This window comes from Streptomyces sp. Ag82_O1-12, from assembly GCF_900182715.1.
In the GTDB taxonomy this organism is placed as follows: Bacteria; Actinomycetota; Actinomycetes; order Streptomycetales; family Streptomycetaceae; genus Streptomyces; species Streptomyces massasporeus.
In genome coordinates this window covers 2672449-2692355 of sequence record NZ_FXUW01000001.1, presented here as the reverse complement: position 1 = coordinate 2692355, position 19907 = coordinate 2672449, and the positions used below count along the sequence as shown (strand labels likewise).

General features: G+C 71.0%; 14 protein-coding genes and 3 tRNA genes. 9 read left to right on the top strand and 8 right to left on the bottom strand.

Features of this window, described 5'->3' with window-relative positions:
- The first annotated feature begins 8 nt into the window (after positions 1-8).
- Positions 9-776 carry an enoyl-CoA hydratase-related protein gene (locus tag QOL88_RS12375; RefSeq protein ID WP_097216479.1) on the top strand — a complete coding sequence of 256 codons (768 nt, stop codon included), beginning with the start codon at positions 9-11 and terminating at the stop codon, positions 774-776.
- Between the two features lie 115 nt (positions 777-891).
- On the opposite strand, the gene QOL88_RS12370 is transcribed toward QOL88_RS12375, so the two are convergent.
- Positions 892-1590, bottom strand: coding sequence for a SanA/YdcF family protein (locus QOL88_RS12370; RefSeq protein WP_097216478.1), 699 nt, complete (start codon positions 1588-1590; stop codon positions 892-894).
- Between the two features lie 214 nt (positions 1591-1804).
- Between QOL88_RS12370 and QOL88_RS12365 the strand changes: the two genes are divergently transcribed.
- The 5 genes from QOL88_RS12365 to QOL88_RS12345 all read left to right on the top strand — a co-directional run bounded on the left by QOL88_RS12365 (position 1805) and on the right by QOL88_RS12345 (position 8814).
- Positions 1805-2572, top strand: a complete 768-nt coding sequence (locus QOL88_RS12365) for a sirohydrochlorin chelatase (protein WP_097216477.1) — start codon at positions 1805-1807, stop codon at positions 2570-2572.
- Positions 2573-2709: 137 nt separating this feature from the next.
- On the top strand, positions 2710-3987 hold the full coding sequence (locus tag QOL88_RS12360; RefSeq protein WP_097216476.1) for a deoxyguanosinetriphosphate triphosphohydrolase: 1278 nt from the start codon (positions 2710-2712) through the stop codon (positions 3985-3987).
- Positions 3988-4121: 134 nt separating this feature from the next.
- Positions 4122-5387: an NAD(P)/FAD-dependent oxidoreductase gene (locus tag QOL88_RS12355; RefSeq protein ID WP_097216475.1), complete on the top strand. Its 1266-nt coding sequence runs from the start codon at positions 4122-4124 to the stop codon at positions 5385-5387.
- Between the two features lie 125 nt (positions 5388-5512).
- Entirely contained in the window at positions 5513-7432 is a 1920-nt protein-coding gene (dnaG, locus tag QOL88_RS12350) for a DNA primase (RefSeq protein WP_097216474.1), read from the top strand.
- 86 nt (positions 7433-7518) lie between these two features.
- Positions 7519-8814: an RNA polymerase sigma factor gene (locus QOL88_RS12345; protein ID WP_097216473.1), complete on the top strand. Its 1296-nt coding sequence runs from the start codon at positions 7519-7521 to the stop codon at positions 8812-8814.
- Positions 8815-8969: 155 nt separating this feature from the next.
- Here the strand turns inward: QOL88_RS12345 and QOL88_RS12340 are convergent, their stop codons facing one another.
- From QOL88_RS12340 to QOL88_RS12325, 4 genes are all read right to left on the bottom strand, one after another.
- Positions 8970-10898 (bottom strand): ABC transporter ATP-binding protein, encoded by a 1929-nt coding sequence (locus QOL88_RS12340; protein WP_097216472.1) that lies wholly within the window; start codon positions 10896-10898, stop codon positions 8970-8972.
- Complete coding sequence (locus tag QOL88_RS12335; protein ID WP_097216471.1) at positions 10898-12631, bottom strand: ABC transporter ATP-binding protein; 1734 nt, start codon at positions 12629-12631, stop codon at positions 10898-10900. Before QOL88_RS12335 ends, QOL88_RS12340 begins: the two co-directional genes overlap by 1 nt.
- Before the next feature lie 111 nt (positions 12632-12742).
- Positions 12743-14191: a xylulokinase gene (locus tag QOL88_RS12330; protein WP_097216470.1), complete on the bottom strand. Its 1449-nt coding sequence runs from the start codon at positions 14189-14191 to the stop codon at positions 12743-12745.
- Positions 14192-14365: 174 nt separating this feature from the next.
- Positions 14366-14671: a YtxH domain-containing protein gene (locus QOL88_RS12325; protein WP_097216469.1), complete on the bottom strand. Its 306-nt coding sequence runs from the start codon at positions 14669-14671 to the stop codon at positions 14366-14368.
- 160 nt (positions 14672-14831) lie between these two features.
- On the opposite strand from QOL88_RS12325, the gene QOL88_RS12320 reads away from it, so the two are divergent.
- The 3 genes from QOL88_RS12320 to QOL88_RS12310 all read left to right on the top strand — a co-directional run bounded on the left by QOL88_RS12320 (position 14832) and on the right by QOL88_RS12310 (position 15246).
- Positions 14832-14904: transfer RNA gene (locus QOL88_RS12320), tRNA-Asn, on the top strand.
- Positions 14905-14909: 5 nt separating this feature from the next.
- A tRNA-Asn gene (locus QOL88_RS12315) sits at positions 14910-14982 on the top strand.
- Positions 14983-15172: 190 nt separating this feature from the next.
- Positions 15173-15246, top strand: a tRNA-Ile gene (locus tag QOL88_RS12310).
- A 780-nt stretch (positions 15247-16026) separates the two neighbouring features.
- On the opposite strand, the gene QOL88_RS12305 is transcribed toward QOL88_RS12310, so the two are convergent.
- The 3 genes from QOL88_RS12305 to QOL88_RS12295 form a co-directional block, all read right to left on the bottom strand.
- Positions 16027-16473: a PIN domain-containing protein gene (locus QOL88_RS12305; protein WP_048457563.1), complete on the bottom strand. Its 447-nt coding sequence runs from the start codon at positions 16471-16473 to the stop codon at positions 16027-16029.
- A complete protein-coding gene (locus tag QOL88_RS12300; RefSeq protein ID WP_097222963.1) occupies positions 16470-16712 on the bottom strand; it encodes a type II toxin-antitoxin system Phd/YefM family antitoxin in 243 nt (80 codons plus the stop codon). Before QOL88_RS12300 ends, QOL88_RS12305 begins: the two co-directional genes overlap by 4 nt.
- Positions 16713-16854: 142 nt before the next feature.
- The gene (locus tag QOL88_RS12295; RefSeq protein ID WP_097216468.1) at positions 16855-19266 is read right to left on the bottom strand and encodes a helicase-associated domain-containing protein; all 2412 of its coding nucleotides are present in this window, start codon (positions 19264-19266) and stop codon (positions 16855-16857) included.
- Positions 19267-19907 lie beyond the last annotated feature (641 nt).

Sequence of the window (19907 nt, the reverse complement as noted above, 5' to 3'; positions counted from 1 at the left end):
GGATACCCATGAACAACCTGAAGCTGGAGCGGGACGGCCGGGTGGTGACCGTACGGCTGCACCGCCCGCACGTACGCAACGCGCTCAGCTCGGCGCTGCTGTCCGAACTCCTCGACGCCCTGCGCCCGTTGGACGCGGACCCCGGGGTCGGCTGCTTCGTCGTCACCGGCTCGGACACGGTCTTCGCGGCGGGCGCCGACATCAAGGAGATGGCGGGGAAGTCGGCCGTCGACATGGCGGCCGAGGACTACTTCGCCGCCTGGGAGGAGTTCGCGGATCTCCGCACCCCGAAGATCGCGGCCGTCAACGGCCATGCCCTGGGCGGCGGTTGCGAACTGGCGATGATGTGCGACCTGGTCGTCGCGGGGGAGTCGGCGATCTTCGGCCAGCCCGAGATCAAACTGGGCGTGATCCCCGGCATCGGCGGCACCCAGCGGCTGACCCGGCTCGTCGGCCGGGCCACTGCCATGGACCTGGTCCTCACCGGCCGCACCATGGACGCACGGGAGGCTGGACGCTGCGGTCTCGTCTCCCGCGTGGTCCCGGACGACCGCGTCCTGCCCGAGGCCCTCGAAGCGGCGGCGGCGATCGCCTCCTACGGCCGCGCCGCGGTCAGAGCGGCCCGTGAGTGCGTCGAGATGGCCCTGGAATCCGGCCTGCGCGACGGCATCCGCTTCGAACGCCGTGTCTTCCACGCCCTGTTCGCCACCGACGACCAGAAGGAGGGGATGACGGCGTTCCTGGAGAAGCGCCCCCCGCGCTTCCACGGACGCTGACGGCCGACGGGTCAACCGGCCAACCGGCCAACCGGCCAACCGGCCAGCGGGTCAACCGGCCAACCGATCAACCGATCAACCGGTCAGCCGGTCAGCCGGTCAACCGGTCAGCCGGTCAACCGAGAGGGTCTTCGGCCGACGCCAAGGCCCTCTCCACACCCGGCTCCCGCGGCCCGAGGAACCGCGGATCCGGCCGGAACACCGCGTCCAGCGCGGCCTTCCCGGCGGCGAAGATCTCCCGGGTGCCCCCGTAGTACCAGGTCGCGTCGTGCACGGCGTCCACCCCGACCCCGTACGACGCGACCCCCGCCGCCTCGCACAGCGCCACCGCCCGCCGGATGTGGAAGCCCTGACTGATCAGCACGGCCCGGTCCACCCCGAAGATCTTCTTCGCGCGCACGCACGAGTCCCAGGTGTCGAACCCCGCGTAGTCGCTGACGATCCGCCCGTCGGGCACCCCGTGCCGGGTCAGGTACACGCGCATCGCGTCCGGCTCGTCGTAGTCCTCACGGCTGTTGTCCCCGGTGACGAGCACCACCTCCACCCGCCCCTCCCGGTAGAGCTTCGCGGCCGCGTCCAGCCGGTGCGCGAGATACGGCGAGGGTTCCCCCTCCCACAGCCCGGCACCGAACACCACGGCCACCTCGGTTCGCGGCACATCCGCCGTCGTACGCAGCCGGTCACCCGCCACGGTGTACATCCAGGTCGCCGGGAGCAGCGCGAGCACGCACCCGGCCATCACGGCCTGCACCAGCCGCCGCTGCCCCCGCCGGGTACGCGGCAGCCGCGGTCCGCGCAACGTCACACGACGCATCGGACGGTCCCTCCCCAGGTCGGCCCCTCGACAGTCAAGGACGTCCTCCCGGGCCGCCCGGTTCGTCCGCGGTCGCGTGACCAACTTCACTCGATGTACGGAAACCGCAGGTCAAGCCTCCTCACACACCCCCTGCCCCACATCGTGAACCGCTGGAAAACACCCGTGACGCCCATGCAACGGGAAGGCAACGTGACGCCGCGACCATCGGTGCATGCCCAGTCAGCTCAGCCTCGTCCCGCCGCCCGCCCCGCGTCGCCCCGCCGCGCCCGCCCTCGTGGTCGTGGCGCACGGCAGCCGCGACCCCCGCGCGCTGAGCACCGTGAGCGCGCTCCTCGACCGGGTCCGGGCCCTGCGCCCCGACGTGCCGGTGCACCTGGGCCACATCGAACTCAACGCCCCCCTGCTCCCCGACACGCTCGCCGCCCTGGGCGACACGGAGGCGGTCCTCGTCCCCCTCCTCCTCAGCCGCGGCTACCACGTCAAGCAGGACATCCCCGAGATGGCCGCGGCCTCCCGGGCGCACACCCACCTGGCGGCCCCCCTCGGGCCCCACCCGCTCCTCGTCGACGCCCTCCAGGCCCGCCTGACGGAGGCCGGCTGGGGCGGGACACCTCACCGCACCAGTGCGGTGGTCCTCGCCGCGGCGGGCTCCCGCGACCCGGACGCGAAGACGGACACCGCCCGCACGGCCCACCTCCTCGCGGCCCGCCTCGGCGTCCCCGTCGTCCCGGCCTACGCCTCGGCCGCGACCCCCACGGTCCAGACCGCCGTCCGCACCCTCCTGGCAAGGGGCCGCCGCCACATCGCCCTCGCGTCCTACTTCACGGCCCCGGGCCGCTTCGCCACGGAGTGCGCCCAGAAGGCCCCCTGGATAGCGGCAGCCCCCCTGGGCACCCACCCGTCGATGGCCCAGCTCCTCCTCCACCGCTACGAGGAGGCGTTGGCGAAGGCGGCCTTCAGGCAACTGGCCTCAGCCTGATACCCGGGAGCGGGAACAGGCCCTGAAAAGGGGCGCGGGGAACTGCGCGACAAGCCACACCGAGCCCGCAGACGCCACACCGCCGGACTCGGCACACGCGACGGCGTACAGCACACCCATGCCCGTACTGTCGACACATGGCAGGCACCGCACAAGACCCCACGGCCTACGACCCGACGTCAGTCGACCGCTGGGCCCCGGAACCCGACAAACGCCCCGGCCGCACAGCCTTCCAACGCGACAGGGCAAGGGTCCTCCACTCCGCCGCCCTCAGAAGACTCGCCGGCAAGACCCAAGTCGTGACGCCCGGCACCATGGGCCCCGCCTGGGACGCCAGCCCCCGCACCCGCCTCACCCACTCCCTCGAATGCGCCCAGGTCGGCCGCGAACTGGGCGCGGCCCTCGGCTGCGACCCCGACCTCGTGGAAGCCGCCTGCCTCTCCCACGACCTCGGCCACCCGCCCTTCGGCCACAACGGCGAACAGGCCCTCAACGAGTTCGCGGCGGACTGCGGCGGCTTCGAGGGCAACGCCCAGTCCCTCAGACTCCTCACCCGCATCGAGCCCAAACGGTTCACCCCGGAGGGCTCCGTCGGCCTCAACCTCACCCGCGCCGCCCTCGACGCCGCCACGAAGTACCCCTGGCCCCGCGGGGCCCACCCCAGCGACCCGGCTTCGAACAAGTTCGGCGTCTACGAGGACGACCGCCCGGTCTTCGACTGGCTCCGCAAGGACGCCCCCGGCACCCGCACCTGCTTCGAGGCGCAGGTCATGGACTGGTCCGACGACGTGGCCTACTCCGTGCACGACGTGGAGGACGGCCTGCACGCCGGCCACATCGACCCGAACTGCCTCCAGGCCGACCCCGAACGCCGTGACGTCTTCGAGGTCGCCCGCGGCCGGTACGTGCCCGCCGACACCGACCCCGCCGAGCTCGCCGAGGCCCTGGACCGGCTCCTCGCCCAGGAGTGGTGGCCGCACGGCTACGACGGCACCGCCGTCGCCCAGGCCCGCCTGAAGGACGCCACCAGCCAGCTCATCGGCCGCTTCTGCCTGGCCGCCGAGACCGCCACCCGCACGGCGTACGGGGCCGGGCGGCTCACCCGGTACGCCGCCGAGCTGGTCGTCCCGCGCGAGACCCGGATGGAGTGCGCCGTCCTCAAGGCCGTCGCCGACCTCTACGTCATACAGCGCGCCGAGCAGGAGCGGCTGCGCGCCGACCAGCGGATCGTCGTCGCCGAACTGGCCGAGGCGCTCACCGCCCGCGCCCCGGACGGCCTGGACCCGCAGTTCCGCGCCCTGTTCGACCGGGCGGCGGACGACAGGGCGCGCAAACGGGTGATCGTGGACCAGATTGCCTCCCACACCGACACGTCCGCCCGTTCGCTTCACGCCCGTCTGACGGGGCAGGGATGAGACTGACGCGACGGGTGGGACGCGAGCACCCCCGAATGTGACCCTCCGTGGCCTGATCGGGTCACTCCCTCTTCCCGCATCACGCTCCGTGCGGGACGCTCGCAAGTGGCGACACCCTGACGAGGAGGCATCAAGTGGTCGACGCGGATCAGACATTCGTCATCGTCGGAGGCGGACTGGCCGGCGCGAAGGCGGCCGAGACGCTCCGCGCGGAGGGCTTCACGGGCCGCGTGATACTGATCTGCGACGAACGCGACCACCCCTACGAGCGCCCGCCCCTGTCCAAGGGCTACCTCCTCGGCAAGGAGGAACGCGACAGCGTCTTCGTGCACGAACCCGCCTGGTACGCGGCCCACGACATCGAGCTGCACCTCGGCCAGACCGTCGACGCGATCGACCGTACGGCGAAGACGGTCCGCTTCGGCGAGGACGGCACCGTCGTGCGCTACGACAAGCTGCTCCTGGCGACCGGCGCCGAGCCCCGCCGCCTGGACATCCCGGGCACGGACCTGGCCGGCGTGCACCACCTGCGCCGCCTCGCCCACGCCGAGCGCCTCAAACACGTCCTGACCAACCTCGGCCGGGACAACGGCCACCTCGTCATCGCCGGAGCCGGCTGGATCGGCCTGGAGGTCGCGGCGGCGGCCCGCGAGTACGGCGCGGAGGTCACGGTCGTCGAACACGGGCCGACCCCGCTGCACGGCGTGCTGGGCCCGGAGCTCGGCGAGCTCTTCGCCGAGCTGCACCGCGAGCACGGGGTGCGCTTCCACTTCGGCAGGCGGCTGACGGAGATCGTCGGCCAGGACGGCATGGTCCTCGCGGCCCGCACGGACGACGGCGAGGAGCACCCGGCGCACGACGTGCTGGCGGCGATCGGCGCGGCCCCGCGCACCCACCTGGCGGAGGCGGCCGGCCTGGAGATCGCCGACCGGGCCCACGGCGGCGGCATCGTCGTCGACGAACGGCTGCGCACCTCCGACCCGGACGTCTACGCGGCCGGCGACGTCGTCTCCTTCCCGCACCCCCTGTTCGGCACGCGGGTGCGCGTCGAGCACTGGGCCAACGCGCTCAACGGCGGACCGGCGGCCGCGCGCTCCATGCTGGGCCGCGAGGTGACGTACGACCGGGTGCCGTACTTCTTCTCCGACCAGTACGACCTGGGCATGGAGTACTCCGGCTGGGCGCCCGCGGGCGCTTACGACCAGGTGGTGATCCGCGGGGACGCCGGGAAGCGCGAGTTCATCGCGTTCTGGGTGAAGGAGGGCCGGGTGCTGGCCGGGATGAACGTGAACGTGTGGGACGTCACGGACAAGATCCAGCGCCTGATCCGCTCCAGGGCCCGGGTGAACACCGAGGCCCTGGCTGACCCGCACGTGCCGCTGGACAGCCTCGCCGCATAGCCGCCGGGGCTGTCAGGAGTGTCGGTCCGCCACCGTGCTGCAATTCCCGGGGGGCAACCCCCGGACTCCCGGCCGGAAAGCCGTCTGGCCTCAGGAGTGTCAGTTCGGCCCCGTAGACTCACCTCGTGGCAGGACGGATCAACGACGAGGACGTGAAGGCGGTACGGGACGCGGTCCCGATCGACGCCGTGGTGTCCGAGTACCTCCAGCTGCGCAACGCGGGCGGCGGGAACCTCAAGGGTCTCTGCCCCTTCCACGACGAGAAGTCGCCGTCCTTCCAGGTCAGCCCGAGCAAGGGGTTCTTCCACTGCTTCGGCTGCCAGGAGGGCGGCGACACCATCACGTTCGTGATGAAGATCGACCACCTCACCTTCTCGGAGGCGGTCGAGCGCCTGGCCGGCCAGGCGGGCATCACCCTGCGCTACGAGGAGGGCGGCTACAACCCCTCCCACCAGCGCGGCGAGCGGATCCGCCTGGTCGAGGCCCACAAGATCGCCGCCGACTGGTACGTGGAGCAGCTCGCGACCAGCCCGGAGGCCGACACCGGCCGCCAGTTCCTCGCCGAGCGCGGCTTCGACCAGGCCGCCGCCCAGCACTTCTCCGTCGGCTACAGCCCGCAGGGCTGGGACCACCTCACGCGCTTCCTGCGCGGCAAGGGCTTCACCGACAAGGAGCTGGTCCTCTCCGGCCTCTCCCAGGAGGGCCGCCGCGGCCCCATCGACCGCTTCCGCGGCCGTCTGATGTGGCCCATCCGCGACATCGGCGGCGACGTCGTCGGCTTCGGCGCCCGCAAGCTCTACGAGGCGGACAACGGCCCGAAGTACCTGAACACGCCCGACACGGCGATCTACAAGAAGTCCCAGGTCCTCTACGGCATCGACCTGGCGAAGAAGGACATCGCCAAGGCGTCCCGCGCGGTCGTCGTCGAGGGCTACACGGACGTCATGGCCTGCCATCTCGCCGGTGTGACGACCGCCATCGCCACCTGCGGCACCGCCTTCGGCGGCGACCACATCAAGATCCTCCGCCGGCTGCTCATGGACAACGGCTCGGCCCGCGTCATCTTCACCTTCGACGGCGACGCCGCCGGCCAGAAGGCCGCCCTGCGCGCCTTCGAGGACGACCAGAAGTTCGCCGCCGAGACGTACATCGCCATCGCGCCGGACGGCATGGACCCCTGCGACCTGCGCCTCGCCAAGGGCGACGAGGCCGTCGCCGACCTCGTCGAACCCCGCACCCCGCTCTTCGAGTTCGCGCTGCGCCAGATCGTCAGCCGCTACGACCTCGACACCCCGGCGGGCCGCGCGGCCGCGCTGGACGAGGCCGCCCCGATCGTCGCCCGCATCAAGAACAGCGGCGCCCAGCACGAGGTCGCCGTCCAGCTCGCCGGCATGCTCGGCATCCTCGACACCCAGTTCGTGGTCAAGCGCGTGGCCCAGCTGGCCCGTTGGGCCCGCGACCGCGGCGGCAAGGGCCCCGCCCCGGAGCGCCACCGCCAGGGGCAGCAGTACGCCGGCCCGCCCCAGCCCGCCGCCCCCCGCGGCCCGGCCCTCAACCTCCGCAACCCGGTCTTCGCCACCGAACGGGAGCTCCTCAAACTCGCCCTCCAGCGCCCCGAGTTGGTCTCCCCGGCCTTCGACGCGTACGGCGTGGACGAGTTCACCGCCCCGCCCTACGCCGCCGTCCGCCAGGCCATCCATGACGCGGGCGGCGCCGAACCGGGCGTCGCCGACCCCCAGGACTACCTGGTCAGGGTCCGCGAGGCCGCCCCCGACGACGCCGTCCGCGCGATGGTCACGGAGCTGGCCGTCGAGGCGATCATGCTGCACAAGGGCGTGAAGGGCGCCGACGAGGTATACGCGGGCGCCCAGTTGGTGACGGTCCGCCGCCGGGCCGTCGAGCGCCGTATCCGCGACATCACGGGCCGGCTCACCCGCCTCGGCACCCACGGCGACCCGGCCGAGCTCGCGGCCGTACAGAACGAACTGTGGGTCCTCCAGCAGTACGACCAGACCCTCCGGGAGCACGGCGCCGCCGCGCTCTGAGGTCACCGCGCGGTCACGGACCGGAAGCAAAAAGTCATCGCACGCCCCTCGTGGCGACGATGTGTCTTACCCCACACTGGGTTCCGGTGCCTGAGTCCTCGGAGCGCGGCCGATCCGTCACCGACGGGTCCCAGACCCCCGCGGTTCCGCTCATCGCGTACGGGACGGAAAGCGGCGAGGCCGACTCCGCCCCCGAAGTACCGCTGCCGTACTCCTTGGCAGCGATCATCCTGGAGGTCGCCCCCGTGCAGACCCAGACCCTCACCCAGACCGACGCCGGTGCCGCGCCCGGCGCCGACGGCACCGCGCCGGACGTGGAGGCCGACGCCCTGTCCGCGGTCCCGGCGCAGAGCCGCGCCGTGCACCACCCCGAATCCGAACCGGAGCCGGACGAGCCGCCCGCCGAGGCCGTCGAGGCGGCCGAGCCCCCGGAGGTCGTCGTACCGACCCCGACCCGTACCGAGTCCGGCAGCCCCTCCTCGGACCTGTTCCGCCAGTACCTGCGGGAGATCGGCCGCATCCCCCTGCTGACCGCCGCCGAGGAGGTCGAACTCGCCCGACGTGTCGAGGCCGGCCTGTTCGCGGAGGAGAAGCTGCGGATCGCCCCCGACCTGGACAGCCAGCTCGCGCTGGACCTGGACCGGCTCGTCGTCATGGGCCGCATGGCCAAGCGCCGCCTGATCGAGGCGAACCTGCGCCTGGTCGTCTCCGTCGCCAAACGCTACGTCGGCCGCGGCCTGACCATGCTCGACCTCGTCCAGGAGGGCAACCTCGGCCTGATCAGGGCGGTCGAGAAGTTCGACTACGCCCGCGGCTACAAGTTCTCCACGTACGCGACCTGGTGGATCCGCCAGGCCATGTCCCGCGCCCTGGCCGACCAGGCCCGCACGATAAGGGTCCCGGTCCATGTCGTGGAGCTCATCAACCGGGTCGTCCGCGTCCAGCGCCGCATGCTCCAGGAGCGCGGCTACGAGCCGACGCCCGAGGAGGTCGCGGCCCACCTGGAGCTGCCGCCGGAGCGGGTCAGCGAGGTCCTGCGCCTCGCCCAGGAGCCGGTGTCGCTGCACGCGCCCGTGGGCGAGGAGGACGACGTCGCCCTCGGCGACCTGATCGAGGACGGCGACGCGACGTCTCCGGTGGAGTCGGCGGCGTTCCTGCTGCTCAGGGAGCACCTGGAGGCGGTCCTGTCGACCCTGGGGGAGCGGGAGCGGAAGGTGGTCCAACTCCGCTACGGCCTTGCGGACGGCCGCCCCCGCACCCTGGAGGAGATCGGCCGCATCTTCGGCGTGACGCGGGAACGGATACGGCAGATCGAGTCGAAGACCCTCAACAAGCTGAGGGATCACGCCTTCGCGGATCAGCTGCGGGGCTATCTGGACTGATGCCGCCTGCGGGCCGGTGGGGGTTGTTCGCGCAGTTCCCCGCGCCCCTGAAAGGGCGTCAGCTGCACGTACCCAAGGGGCGCGGGGAACTGCGCGACCAACCACAACGGTCCCGCAGCCGCCCCACGACACCATGCGGCGCCCCCGAACGCGCATCAGTCCACCTCGGCCACCGCCTGCGCGAACTGCGCCTGGTACAGCCGCGCATACGCACCGCCCGCCGCGAGCAGCTCCTCGTGCGCACCCTGCTCCACGATCGACCCGTTCTCCATCACCAGGATCGTGTCCGCGTCCCGGATCGTCGACAACCGGTGCGCGATCACGAACGACGTGCGCCCGTGGGCGAGTTTCGCCATGGCCTTCTGAATGAGCACCTCGGTCCGCGTGTCGACCGAGCTCGTCGCCTCGTCCAGCACCAGGATCACCGGGTCGGACAGGAACGCCCGGGCGATGGTGATCAGCTGCTTCTCGCCCGCGCTGACCCCGCTCCCCTCGTCGTCGATCACCGTGTCGTACCCGTCCGGCAGCGTCCGGACGAACCGGTCCGCGTGCGCCGCCCGGGCCGCCTCCTCGATCTCCCCGCGGGTGACCTCCCGGGACGCGCCGTACGCGATGTTCTCCGCGATCGTGCCGCCGAACAGCCAGGTGTCCTGGAGCACCATGCCGATCCCGGCCCGCAGTTCGTCCCGGGACATCCGCGCGATGTCGACGCCGTCGAGGGTGATGCGCCCGCCGGTGACGTCGTAGAACCGCATCAGCAGATTCACCAGGGTCGTCTTGCCGGCACCCGTGGGGCCGACGATGGCGACCGTGTGCCCCGGCTCGACCTTCAGCGACAGGTCCTCGATGAGCGGCTTGTCGGGGTCGTAGCGGAACGACACGTGCTCCAGCGCCACCTGCCCGCGCAGTTCCTCGGGCCGCAGGCCCGGCACCGGGTCGGCGCCCTGCTCCTGCGCGTCGAGCAGCTCGAAGACCCGCTCCGCCGAGGCGACCCCCGACTGCACCAGGTTCGCCATGGACGCGACCTGCGTCAGCGGCATCGAGAACTGCCGCGAGTACTGGATGAAGGCCTGCACATCGCCGATCGACAGGGTGCCGGAGGCCACTCGCAGTCCGCCGACCACCGCGACCAGCACGTAGTTGAGGTTCGACACGAACATCATCAGCGGCTGCATGACCCCGCTGTTGAACTGCGCCTTGAACCCCGCCTCGTACAGCGCGTCGTTCTGCTCGGCGAACTGCTGCGCCGACTCCTCCTGCCGCCCGAACACCTTCACCAGGGTGTGGCCCGTGTACATCTCCTCGATGTGCGCGTTCAGCTGGCCCGTCGAGCGCCACTGCTGCACGAAGTGCGGCTGCGACCGCTTGCCCACGCGCGTGGCCACGACGAACGACAGCGGCACGGTCACCAGCGCGACCAGCGCGAGGATCCAGGAGACCCAGAACATCATCGCGAGCACGCCGATGATGGTCAGCACCGAGTTGATGAGCTGCCCCATCGACTGCTGGAGGGTCTGACCGATGTTGTCGATGTCGTTGGTCGCCCGGGACAGCACCTCACCGCGCTGGCGCTTGTCGAAGTACGACAGCGGCAGCCGCGACAGCTTCGTCTGGACGTCCTCGCGCATCCGGAACATGGTCCGGTTCACGGCACGGTTCACCAGCCGCGTCGCCACCGCCATCAGCAGCCCGGCCACCGTGAACACGCCCAGCGCCAGCAGCAGCACATGCCCGACGGCCGTGAAGTCGATGCCCTCGCCCGGGGTGAAGTCGGTGCTGCGCAGCATGTCGGCGACGTCGCCGTCCCCGCGCTGCCGCATCGAGTCGAGGACCTGTTCCTTGGTCGCCCCCTCCGGCATGCCGCGCCCGACGATGCCGGCGAAGACCAGGTCGGTCGCCTTGCCGAGGATCTTCGGCCCGACGACGCTGAGGCCGACGCTGAGCACCACGCACAGCAGCAGCGCGTAGATGGTGATCCGCTCCGGCCGGAACTGGGCGACGAGCCGTTTGCCCGACCCCTTGAAGTCGAGCGAGCGGGAATCGGGGCCGCCCCCGGCCATCATCCGCCCCATGGGCCCCGCCATCAGGCAGCCTCCGCTTCCGTCAGCTGGGAGAGCACGATCTCCCGGTAGGTCTCGTTGTCCGCCATCAGCTCGTGGTGCCGGCCGGTGCCGACGACCCGGCCCTCGTCCAGGACGACGATCCGGTCGGCGTCCCGGATGGTCGCCACCCGCTGCGCGACGATCACCACGGTCGCCTCCGCGGTCTCCTGCCCCAGCGCGGCCCGCAGGGCGGCGTCCGTGGCGTAGTCGAGTGCGGAGAAGGAGTCGTCGAAGAGGTAGATCTCGGGCCGCTGCACCAGCGTCCGGGCGATCGCGAGCCGTTGGCGCTGACCACCCGAGACATTCGTCCCGCCCTGCGCGATCGGCGCGTCGAGCCCGCCCTCCAGCCGCTCCACGAAGTCCTTGGCCTGCGCCACCTCCAGCGCGTGCCACAGCTCCTCGTCGGTGGCGTCCGGATTGCCGTAGCGCAGGTTGGTCGCCACCGTCCCCGCGAACAGGTACGGCTTCTGCGGCACCATCCCGACGGTCTTCGCGAGCAGCTTCGGCTCGATCTCCGCCACCTCGACACCGTCGACGAGCACCTGCCCCTCGGTCGCGTCGAACAGCCGCGGGACCAGCCCGAGCAGCGTGGACTTGCCGCTGCCGGTCGAGCCGATGACGGCGGTCGTCTCACCCGGCCGGGCCACCAGGTCCACGGCCCGCAGCACCGGCTCCTCGGCACCCGGATAGCGGAAGCCCGCCCCGCGGAGCTCCAGATGCCCGTGCCGGCGCAGCTCCCGCACCGGCGCCGTCGGCGGCACGACGCTGGAGGAGGTGTCCAGCACCTCCTGGATGCGCTCGGCGCACACCTCAGCGCGCGGCACCATCATGAACATGAAGGTGGCCATCATCACGGACATGACGATCTGCATCAGATAGGCCAGGAACGCCGTCAGGTCGCCGATCTGCATCCCGCCGCTGTCGATCCGGTGCGCGCCGAACCACACCACGGCGATCGACGACAGGTTCACCACCGTCATGACGATCGGGAACATCAGCGCGAGCAGGTTGCCGGTGCCCAGCGCGAAGTCGGTGAGATCGGTGTTGGCCTTCCGGAAGCGCTGCTGCTCGTACTCGTCCCGGACGAAGGCGCGGATCACGCGGTTGCCGGTGATCTGCTCGCGCAGCACCCGGTTCACCGAGTCCAGCCGCTCCTGCATCGACCGGAACAGCGGCCGCAGCCGCCGCACGATCAGCGTCACGCAGATGCCCAGCACCGGCACGACCGCCACCAGCACCCCGGACAGCGGCACATCGAGACCGAGCGCGAGCACGATGCCGCCCACGCACATGATCGGTGCCGACACCAGCAGCGTGAACGTCATCAGCGCCAGCATCTGCACCTGCTGGACGTCGTTCGTCGTCCGGGTGATCAGCGACGGCGCCCCGAAGTGACCGACCTCACGCGCGGAGAACGACTGCACCCGGTCGAACACGGACGCCCGCAGGTCCCGCCCCAGCGCCGAGGCCGTACGGGCGCCGTAGTACACGGCGCCGATGTTGCACACGACCTGGACCAGCGAGATGCCGATCATCAGGCCGCCGTAGCCCAGGATGTAGCCGGTGTCGCCGTTCACGACACCCTGGTCGATGATGTCCGCGTTCAGCGTGGGCAGGTAGAGCGTGGCGCAGGTCTGCAGGAACTGCAGCAGCACCAGTAGAGCGATGGGTCTCTTGTAGGGCCTGAGACAGGTCCGCAGAAGTCGTATGAGCACGCTGCTTCTCTCGGAGTGGACGACGGGGCGAGTGGTTGCCCCTGGCCCCTATCGTCGAACACTCCACCGGCGTTACCTCAAGCGAATTAACCCAACAGGCGGTCAAACCCGTCAGAAGGCCCCCGGGTGCGTCTGCTCCCGCACCGCAACGAACTGCTGCCGCACCGCCTGCCCCACGGCCAGCTCGTCCCCGGGCTCCAGCACCTGCGCCACCGCACCCTGCCAGGCCGGCGGGTTCCGCACGTCGAGCGTGCCCTGCGATGCCCCGAGCGCCCAGGCCGCCTGACGGGCGGCGCCGATCGCCGCGTAGTCGGCGGGCTGCGGCACCACGACCTGCGTCCCGAACAGCGCGGGCGCCGCGGCCTGCACGGCGGGCAGTTCGGCGGCCGACCCGAGCAGGAACACCCGCCGCACCTCCACACCCCGGCCGCGCAGCACGTCCAGCGCGTCCGCGAGCCCGCACAGCATCCCCTCGAACGCCGCCCGCGCCAGATGCTCCGCCTTCATCGACTCGCGCCTGAGCCCGGCGAGCGTCCCGGCGGTGTGCGGCAGGTTCGGCGTCCGCTCACCCTCCAGATAGGGCAGCAGCACCAGCCCGTGCGACCCGGGCGTCGACTTCATCGCGAGGTCGGACAGACTCTCCAGATCGGGCAGCCCCAGCAGCTCGGCGGCCCCGCGCAGCGTCCGTACGGCGTTCAGCGTGGTGACGACGGGCAGGTGCATGCCGGTCGCGTCCGCGAGCGCGGTGATCATCCCGGACCCGTCGACCAGCGCCTCGGGGTGTACGGCCATCACCGACCCGGACGCGCCCAGCGACACCACCGCGTCGCCGAGGCCGATGCCCAGACCGAACGCCGCCGCCATGGTCTCGCCGGTGCCCACGGAGATGAGCAGCCCCTCCGGCGTCGTACCGGCGGCGTCCGCCGGGCCGATCACCTCCGGCAGCATCACCTGGTGCCCGAGGGCCAGCTCCACGAGGTCCGGCCGGTAGCCGCCGGTCGCCGCCGACCAGTAGCCGGTGCCGGACGCCCCGCCCCGGTCGGTGGTTCTCCGCACCGGCCGGCCCAGCAACTGCCACACCAGCCAGTCGTGCGCCTGGAGGAGGATCGCGGTGCGCTGGGCGTTCTCCGGCTCGGTCCGGGCCAGCCAGCGCAGCTTGGTGACCGGCTGAGCGGCCTGCGGCACACAGCCCACCGCCTGCGCCCACGCCTCGCGCCCGCCGAGCGCGTCGACCAGATCGGCCGCGGCGACCTGTGTGCGCTTGTCGCCGCCGACCATCGCCGGCCGCACGGTGTTGCCCTGCGCGTCCAGCGGCACGACGGCGTTCTGCTGCGCCGAGACGCCGATCGCCTGCACGCCCTCCAGCAGCCCTCCGCCCGCGGCCTCGCCCAACGAGAGCAGCCAGGCCTGCGGATCGACGTCCGACGGCCGGCCGCCGCCCTCGGGGCTCTCCACCGGATGCGGCGCATATCCCTGCCTGAGCACGGCTCCGGAGTCCGTGTCACAGACGACGATACGAGTGAAATCGGGTGAACTGTCCAACCCGGCGACTATCCCCATGGCCAAAATTCTGCCGTACCGCCGCGCCGGCTGGAGCCGTGGACGCCGTGGGGGGTGTCGCCGGGTTTCGGGTGCGGGCTCGTCGTGGCTGGTCGCGCCCACGCGGCGGAGCCGCACATCGATACAGCCCCGCGCTCCTTTCCAGGGGCGCGAGGCTGCTCGGCATCAAGAAGATCAGGTATTGCTCGTGCCCCAGTCGTCCTCGCCGCCGTTGTGGGTGGCTCGGTCGCGGAGGTGGCGGACGCGTTCCGTCACCGAGTCGGGGACGCGGTCGCCGACCTTGTCGCTCACCACGTGGTACGCCTTGCCCGCGAACTCGCGGCCCTGATGGGCCGCCGTCTCCGCGGTGTTGCGGACGGCGGGGTTCTGAGCGAACTGCCGGGCTGATTTCTTGAGCTGCTCGTAGCGCTCGCGTCCGGCCCTCGTGCCCAGCACGTAACCCAGGACGACTCCGGCGACGAACGTGAGCCGGTAACGCATGGCGGCCACCCTTTCCTTGCGTAGGTCTCCGGTGCGGCGTCGGTGCCGGGGAGTACCGATTGGCGGAGCACCCCCCTGCTTGCGCTAATGTATGTGTCGCAGCGAACGCGCGCCCCCTGGCGGATACCCAGGTAGGTACGTTCGATGCAATACGAGACCTTCCTCGGTAGCTCAATTGGCAGAGCAGCCGGCTGTTAACCGGCAGGTTACTGGTTCGAGTCCAGTCCGGGGAGCTCGGTCCTCCGTAGCTCAATTGGCAGAGCAGCCGGCTGTTAACCGGCAGGTTACTGGTTCGAGTCCAGTCGGGGGAGCAGGATGAACGAGGACCCCTCTCAGGGGTCCTTTTTCATGTCCGATCCGCTGTCCCGGGAACCGCGCGGCACCCGGCGCAGTCCTCAAGCTCACGTAGGCCGTGCGCAGCCGCCCAGCCGAAGCAGGAGATCGTATGAGCGGCTATGCTGCGGCAGACGGCGCGCACACATGTACGCGACACGCCGCTATGGGGCGGTAGCTCAGCCGGTTAGAGCAGCGGACTCATAATCCGTCGGCCGTGGGTTCGAGTCCCACCCGCCCCACTTGTGCAGGCTTCTGACCTGCGGAAACGTCCCTTCTGTGGTGTTGCAACGTCAACTCGGGCTGAACGGACTGAATCCGCTGCTCAGGCTTACGGTCCGAAGCTGCAGGGGATCGCCTGTCTGATCTTGGCAGGGCTCTGACCTGCAGTGACGCGAGCGTTCGGGTGCACTGGAGGCCGCCTGGTGGCTCTGCGATCCAAGATCCAGTGGACGTACAGTGGACGCGAGGGCGTGGAGCTGGTCGGAGAGCGGCATGGCCGGTTCGAGGAGGAAGAGGATCGTCGGGTCGGTTGTCCGAGTTCAAAAGCCGCTTCGGTCATAGCGGAACCATGAAAGCCGCGGGTGAGTGAGGCGCCACCCCGCACGTGGCTACCGCGTACTACGTGCCGCCCTGCGCGCCCGACCTCCACCCCGGAAGGCATCTGGTCCTTCCTGCAACGCGGTTGGCTTGCAGGCACCACGTATGCCAGCTCCGCCCAGGCGGCACAGCAGGGCGGTGGCCAACGCCGTTGTAGACAGCCCTGACCGAGCGCGCCGGCAGGCGGCACGCAGCAGGCGTCATTGCTGCCTGTACCCGAGTTTGAGTGGACACGAGGCCCCCGCGTGGCCTCCGCTGCCCCGGCTTGGGATCACGCTGAAGCGCGCCCTGCTCGTGCTGACCAACGGCGAGGTCGCACGCTGGCCGACTGTCTTCGCCGCGACCTGACGGAAGCGGCTGTGCCAGGAGCACGCCGCACCGACGTGATCGGCTGGTGCTGGGTGTCGCGCCAGCGGTGCGGGCTACAGGTCGTCGGGTAGGAGCCGGAAGGCGGGATGGCCGGTCAGGGGGCGGACCATGCGGAAGTGATGGTCGGTGGTGAGCAGGGCGTCGGTGCGGTAGGCGGCGGCCAGGGCGACGTTCATGGCGTCGGTCAGTCCGATGCCTTTGCCGCCGTCGGCGTCGGCATACCCCTCTGCGACCGCGATCGCCGCACTCAGGTGCGTGCTGACAGGCGGCACCTCGAATCGGCGCGTCGCTACGTTGCGTTCGATGAACCGGGCCGCCGCCAGAGCTTTGCGGGCTCCGGCGCGTGTCGCGATCAGGTAGTCCAGCTCGGCCAGAACCAGGGGGGAGATGATCAGGTGGCTGGTCGCTGCCAGTGCCTTCTTGTGCTCCTGATGGCCGGTGAGGTTCGGGTCGAGCAGGCGGTACAGGCCGTTAGTGTCGGCGATGGCGATGATCGTCACGCGCCCATCCCCTTGAGCGTGTCCTCGATCTCGTCGTCGGTGAGATCGGGCAGGCCGAGGTCGGGCAGGTCGAGGTCCCCCATGGGGTCGGTCGGGTACGGGGGGATGTCGGTGTCGCTTATCGGTACGACCCGAGCCACCGGGGTGCCGTTCTTGGTGACCGTGACGGTCTCGCCACGGGCCGCGGCGGCAAGGATCTGCGAGGACTTCTGATTGAACTCGCGGGCAGTGGTTTCCATGTAGTACATGTTACTACCATAGGCTGTCGGCGACGGACGGTGCCGCTCATTCGGTATCCCAGCGGAACGGCCGGAACGCGAGTGCCGACGACCCTCCGGGATGGGTGCGGCCGCCTCGCACGTCGGGCCCATCGCCCGGGCGTTATGCCGGGGGCATCACCGCGTGGATCCGCGACAGAGTGAACACCCGCTCCGCATCGCGTAGATGACACCAGGTATACAGATACGGAGGGTCGAGGTCGAGGCCGCTGATGGTGCGGATCGTGCGGCTTCCCGTGGTGGCGACGTACTCGATGGTGACCGCCGTCCCACTGTCGACGGCGTGGGCGAGTTGGCGGACATCGGCGTGGGGGATCTGGGTCGCGTATCCGGCGATGATTTCTTCGGTATCGGTGGCGAAGAGGATGCCGTTGCAGGGGTCGGGGGCGGGATGGGTCAGTGGGGCGACCGCGAGTCGGGTGGCCAGCGCGGCCAGCTCGGCCTGCTTCGGGGTGGCGGTCGTGCGGGATGGGGTGCTGGGCCTGCTGACCGCTCTGCGCGGGGGCGGTACCGGCGCGGTCGCCCGGGGACTGCGGGGCCGTTCGACGCGCACGGTTCCGTCGGCTGTCTCCGCGACCGGCGCGTATCCCTCGGTCCGCAGTGCGGCGAGGGTTTTCTCCAGCGGGGTGCGGCTGACGAGGACGGTCGGGGCAAGGTGCCGCAGGCCCAGTTTGGAGAGTTTGCGGTGGGCGGCGATCTCGGTGAGGAGGGCGGGTTCCTCGCCGTGGATGACGCAGGCGGCCGAGGCGATGCGGATCCGGCCGTGGCTGCGTGCCGTGTCCGTGATCAGGTAGGACAGGGGCTGGGGCACCGGGCCCACGGCGACGGCACCCAAGTCGGCCTCGATGGAGTCCGGGCGATGGCCGGCGTCCAGGGCGCGGCGGACGCTCGCCGGGCTGAACCGCCACAGCGAGGCCGTGCCGCTGGTCTCCCGGTCGGCGACCGAGTCCAGCAGCGTGACCAGCCGCGCGGCGGGCGTGCCGGTGACGACAGCGGTCAGGTCGCTGCCGAAGCGGGCCGTCGCGGTGGCGGCGGGAAGCAAGCAGGCGGCGGCCAGTTCCTCGGTGCTGTCGGCCAGCAGAGCGGCACCGATCGGGGACAGCGCACCGCGAGCGAGGACACCGAGCACCTCCGCCTCCCGGATCACGGTGGCGAACGGCATCGCGTCCTGTGGCAGCACCTCGGCGAGTGGCCGTGACCAGTGGGCAAGAGGACCCAGTTCGGCTGCGTTCTTCGCGCCTTGCCCGGCCGGAAGCCGGGAAGCGGCGGTGAGCAGCCCCTTCCGGGCCTGGAGACAGCCGGCGCAGGACGGGGTCCCGGCCAGGGCGGGCAGCACCTTGTTGTCGTTGTCGCGGGCCTGCGACGGGGTGAGCCCAAGTGTCCACCAGGCGTGCAGCAATACCGGAAGTCGCTCCGCGGGCTCCGACTCGGCCCAGGTGTCGTAGGCGTCCGTCGTCGCGACCCGGTCGCCGTCACGGGCCATGAGACCGGCTTCGTACGCCGTCTCGAGGGTGAGACGTACGACGGTCTCCTCGCAGCGTGCTGCCTTGCCGATCCTGGCCAGTTCGCGTGCTCCGACGCCGCCGGACTTCAGCCGGGCGGGCGGAGCCGTCGCACACACCGACAGGACCGAGGCGCCGTGGGCGGCGAACGCCGTGGCCGCGGCGGACGCCTCACTGTCGACTTCTGCCGGGGAGACGGGCACCAGGGGTGTGACGGGCGGCGCGGGGTCGAACGGAGGATGCCAGCCTGGTCCGCGCAGCGCGAGCGTCACCTCGGCGGGCATCCGTGCGGGGCCGTAGCCGTATCGATGCTGGACCAGCAGCCCCCGCTCCAGCGCCCAGCGCGCACCCGGTTCAGAAGCGGGCTGGCTCCCGAAGAGGACGAATGCCTGGGGTCGGTACGCGGGGTCCGCCCTGCGTTTCAGCAGTTTCCGGGTGTCGGCCGGTGCCTGGGCTACCACCGCGGCGACACGTGCCGGGTCGCTGTGGTGCTCCACGAGCGACGCGAGGCGCTGCGGTTTGGTGCCGGGAGGCCGCACGCCCAGAGCTGTGAGCATGCGGCGCAACTCCTCGGAGGTCGTGTCCTTCGACAGCGCCGCCAGCGGCTGGTCCAGCCCGAGCGGCGTGTCCCACGCCTGCCGCAGGGGCGCGGCCATGCACAGGGCTCCCTCGCGGTCCGGCCAGACCAGCGCATGCGTGGACAGCGTCTGGAGCGCCGTTTCCAGACCGCGTGCGGCCCGGCCCTCCGTCGCGTCCAGCAGGTCGGCCAGGACGTCCCGAGAGGCCGGCGCACCCAGTGCCGCCAGTGCCTCGGCTGTCTGCAGGGCGGGCAGCGGGAGCCGGGGCAGCGCGAGCGCGACCGAGCCCGGGCGTTGCAGGCGTTCGGCCAGTTCGCTCACCGAGCGGGGCTCCGGCGGGGACACGGCGTCCGGCCGTGCCGCGAGTACCCGCTCCAAGTGTTCGGCGCTGAGGCGGTGGAGCCATGCTGCGAGGGTCGACTTACCGGACTTCACTGATCAGTGCACCTCGTTGAGGGAAACGCCACGCTTCGCGCCCACAGGCTGGGCGAGACGCGCCGTGCCGTACGGCCTCCAAGCATGGCGCATTCGGCGGGTGCCGCATGGCCGTCGTCAGAGATTCGCGGACAGGGCCGCACCGGGTCTCTCTTCCCACACAAAGTCGTCGCCGTGTGGCAGATGGAGAAGCCGGAGAGGGATCGGTTGCGCAAGGCGAGAGGGAACCGTAGCCGTGCGGAGGGCTGCATGGTGGGCCCGTAGTGGACACGCAGTGGACGGAAGGACCGGTAACGATCAGGAAGACCGGAGCAGGAAGCGGCGGTCGCCACCCTTGTGACCTGCACAAACAGGAAGGTAAGGGAAGGAACCCGGACGGGAGCGAAACACCCGCAAGGACTCATAATCCGTCGGCCGTGGGTTCGAGTCCCACCCGCCCCACTGTGCACCTCTCTGACCTGCGGAAACGTCTCATCTGAGGTGTGGATTCAGGGCGTTGGCCCACGGAGCTGAATCCGCTGCTCGTGAGTTCGAGGTCCGAGTTGGGACGCGCCGAGGCTCGACGAGGCCGACCAGCAGTCCCCGGGTCCGTCGCACGGTGCGTCACGGACGCTCCGATGTCGAGCACGACCTTGCCCGAC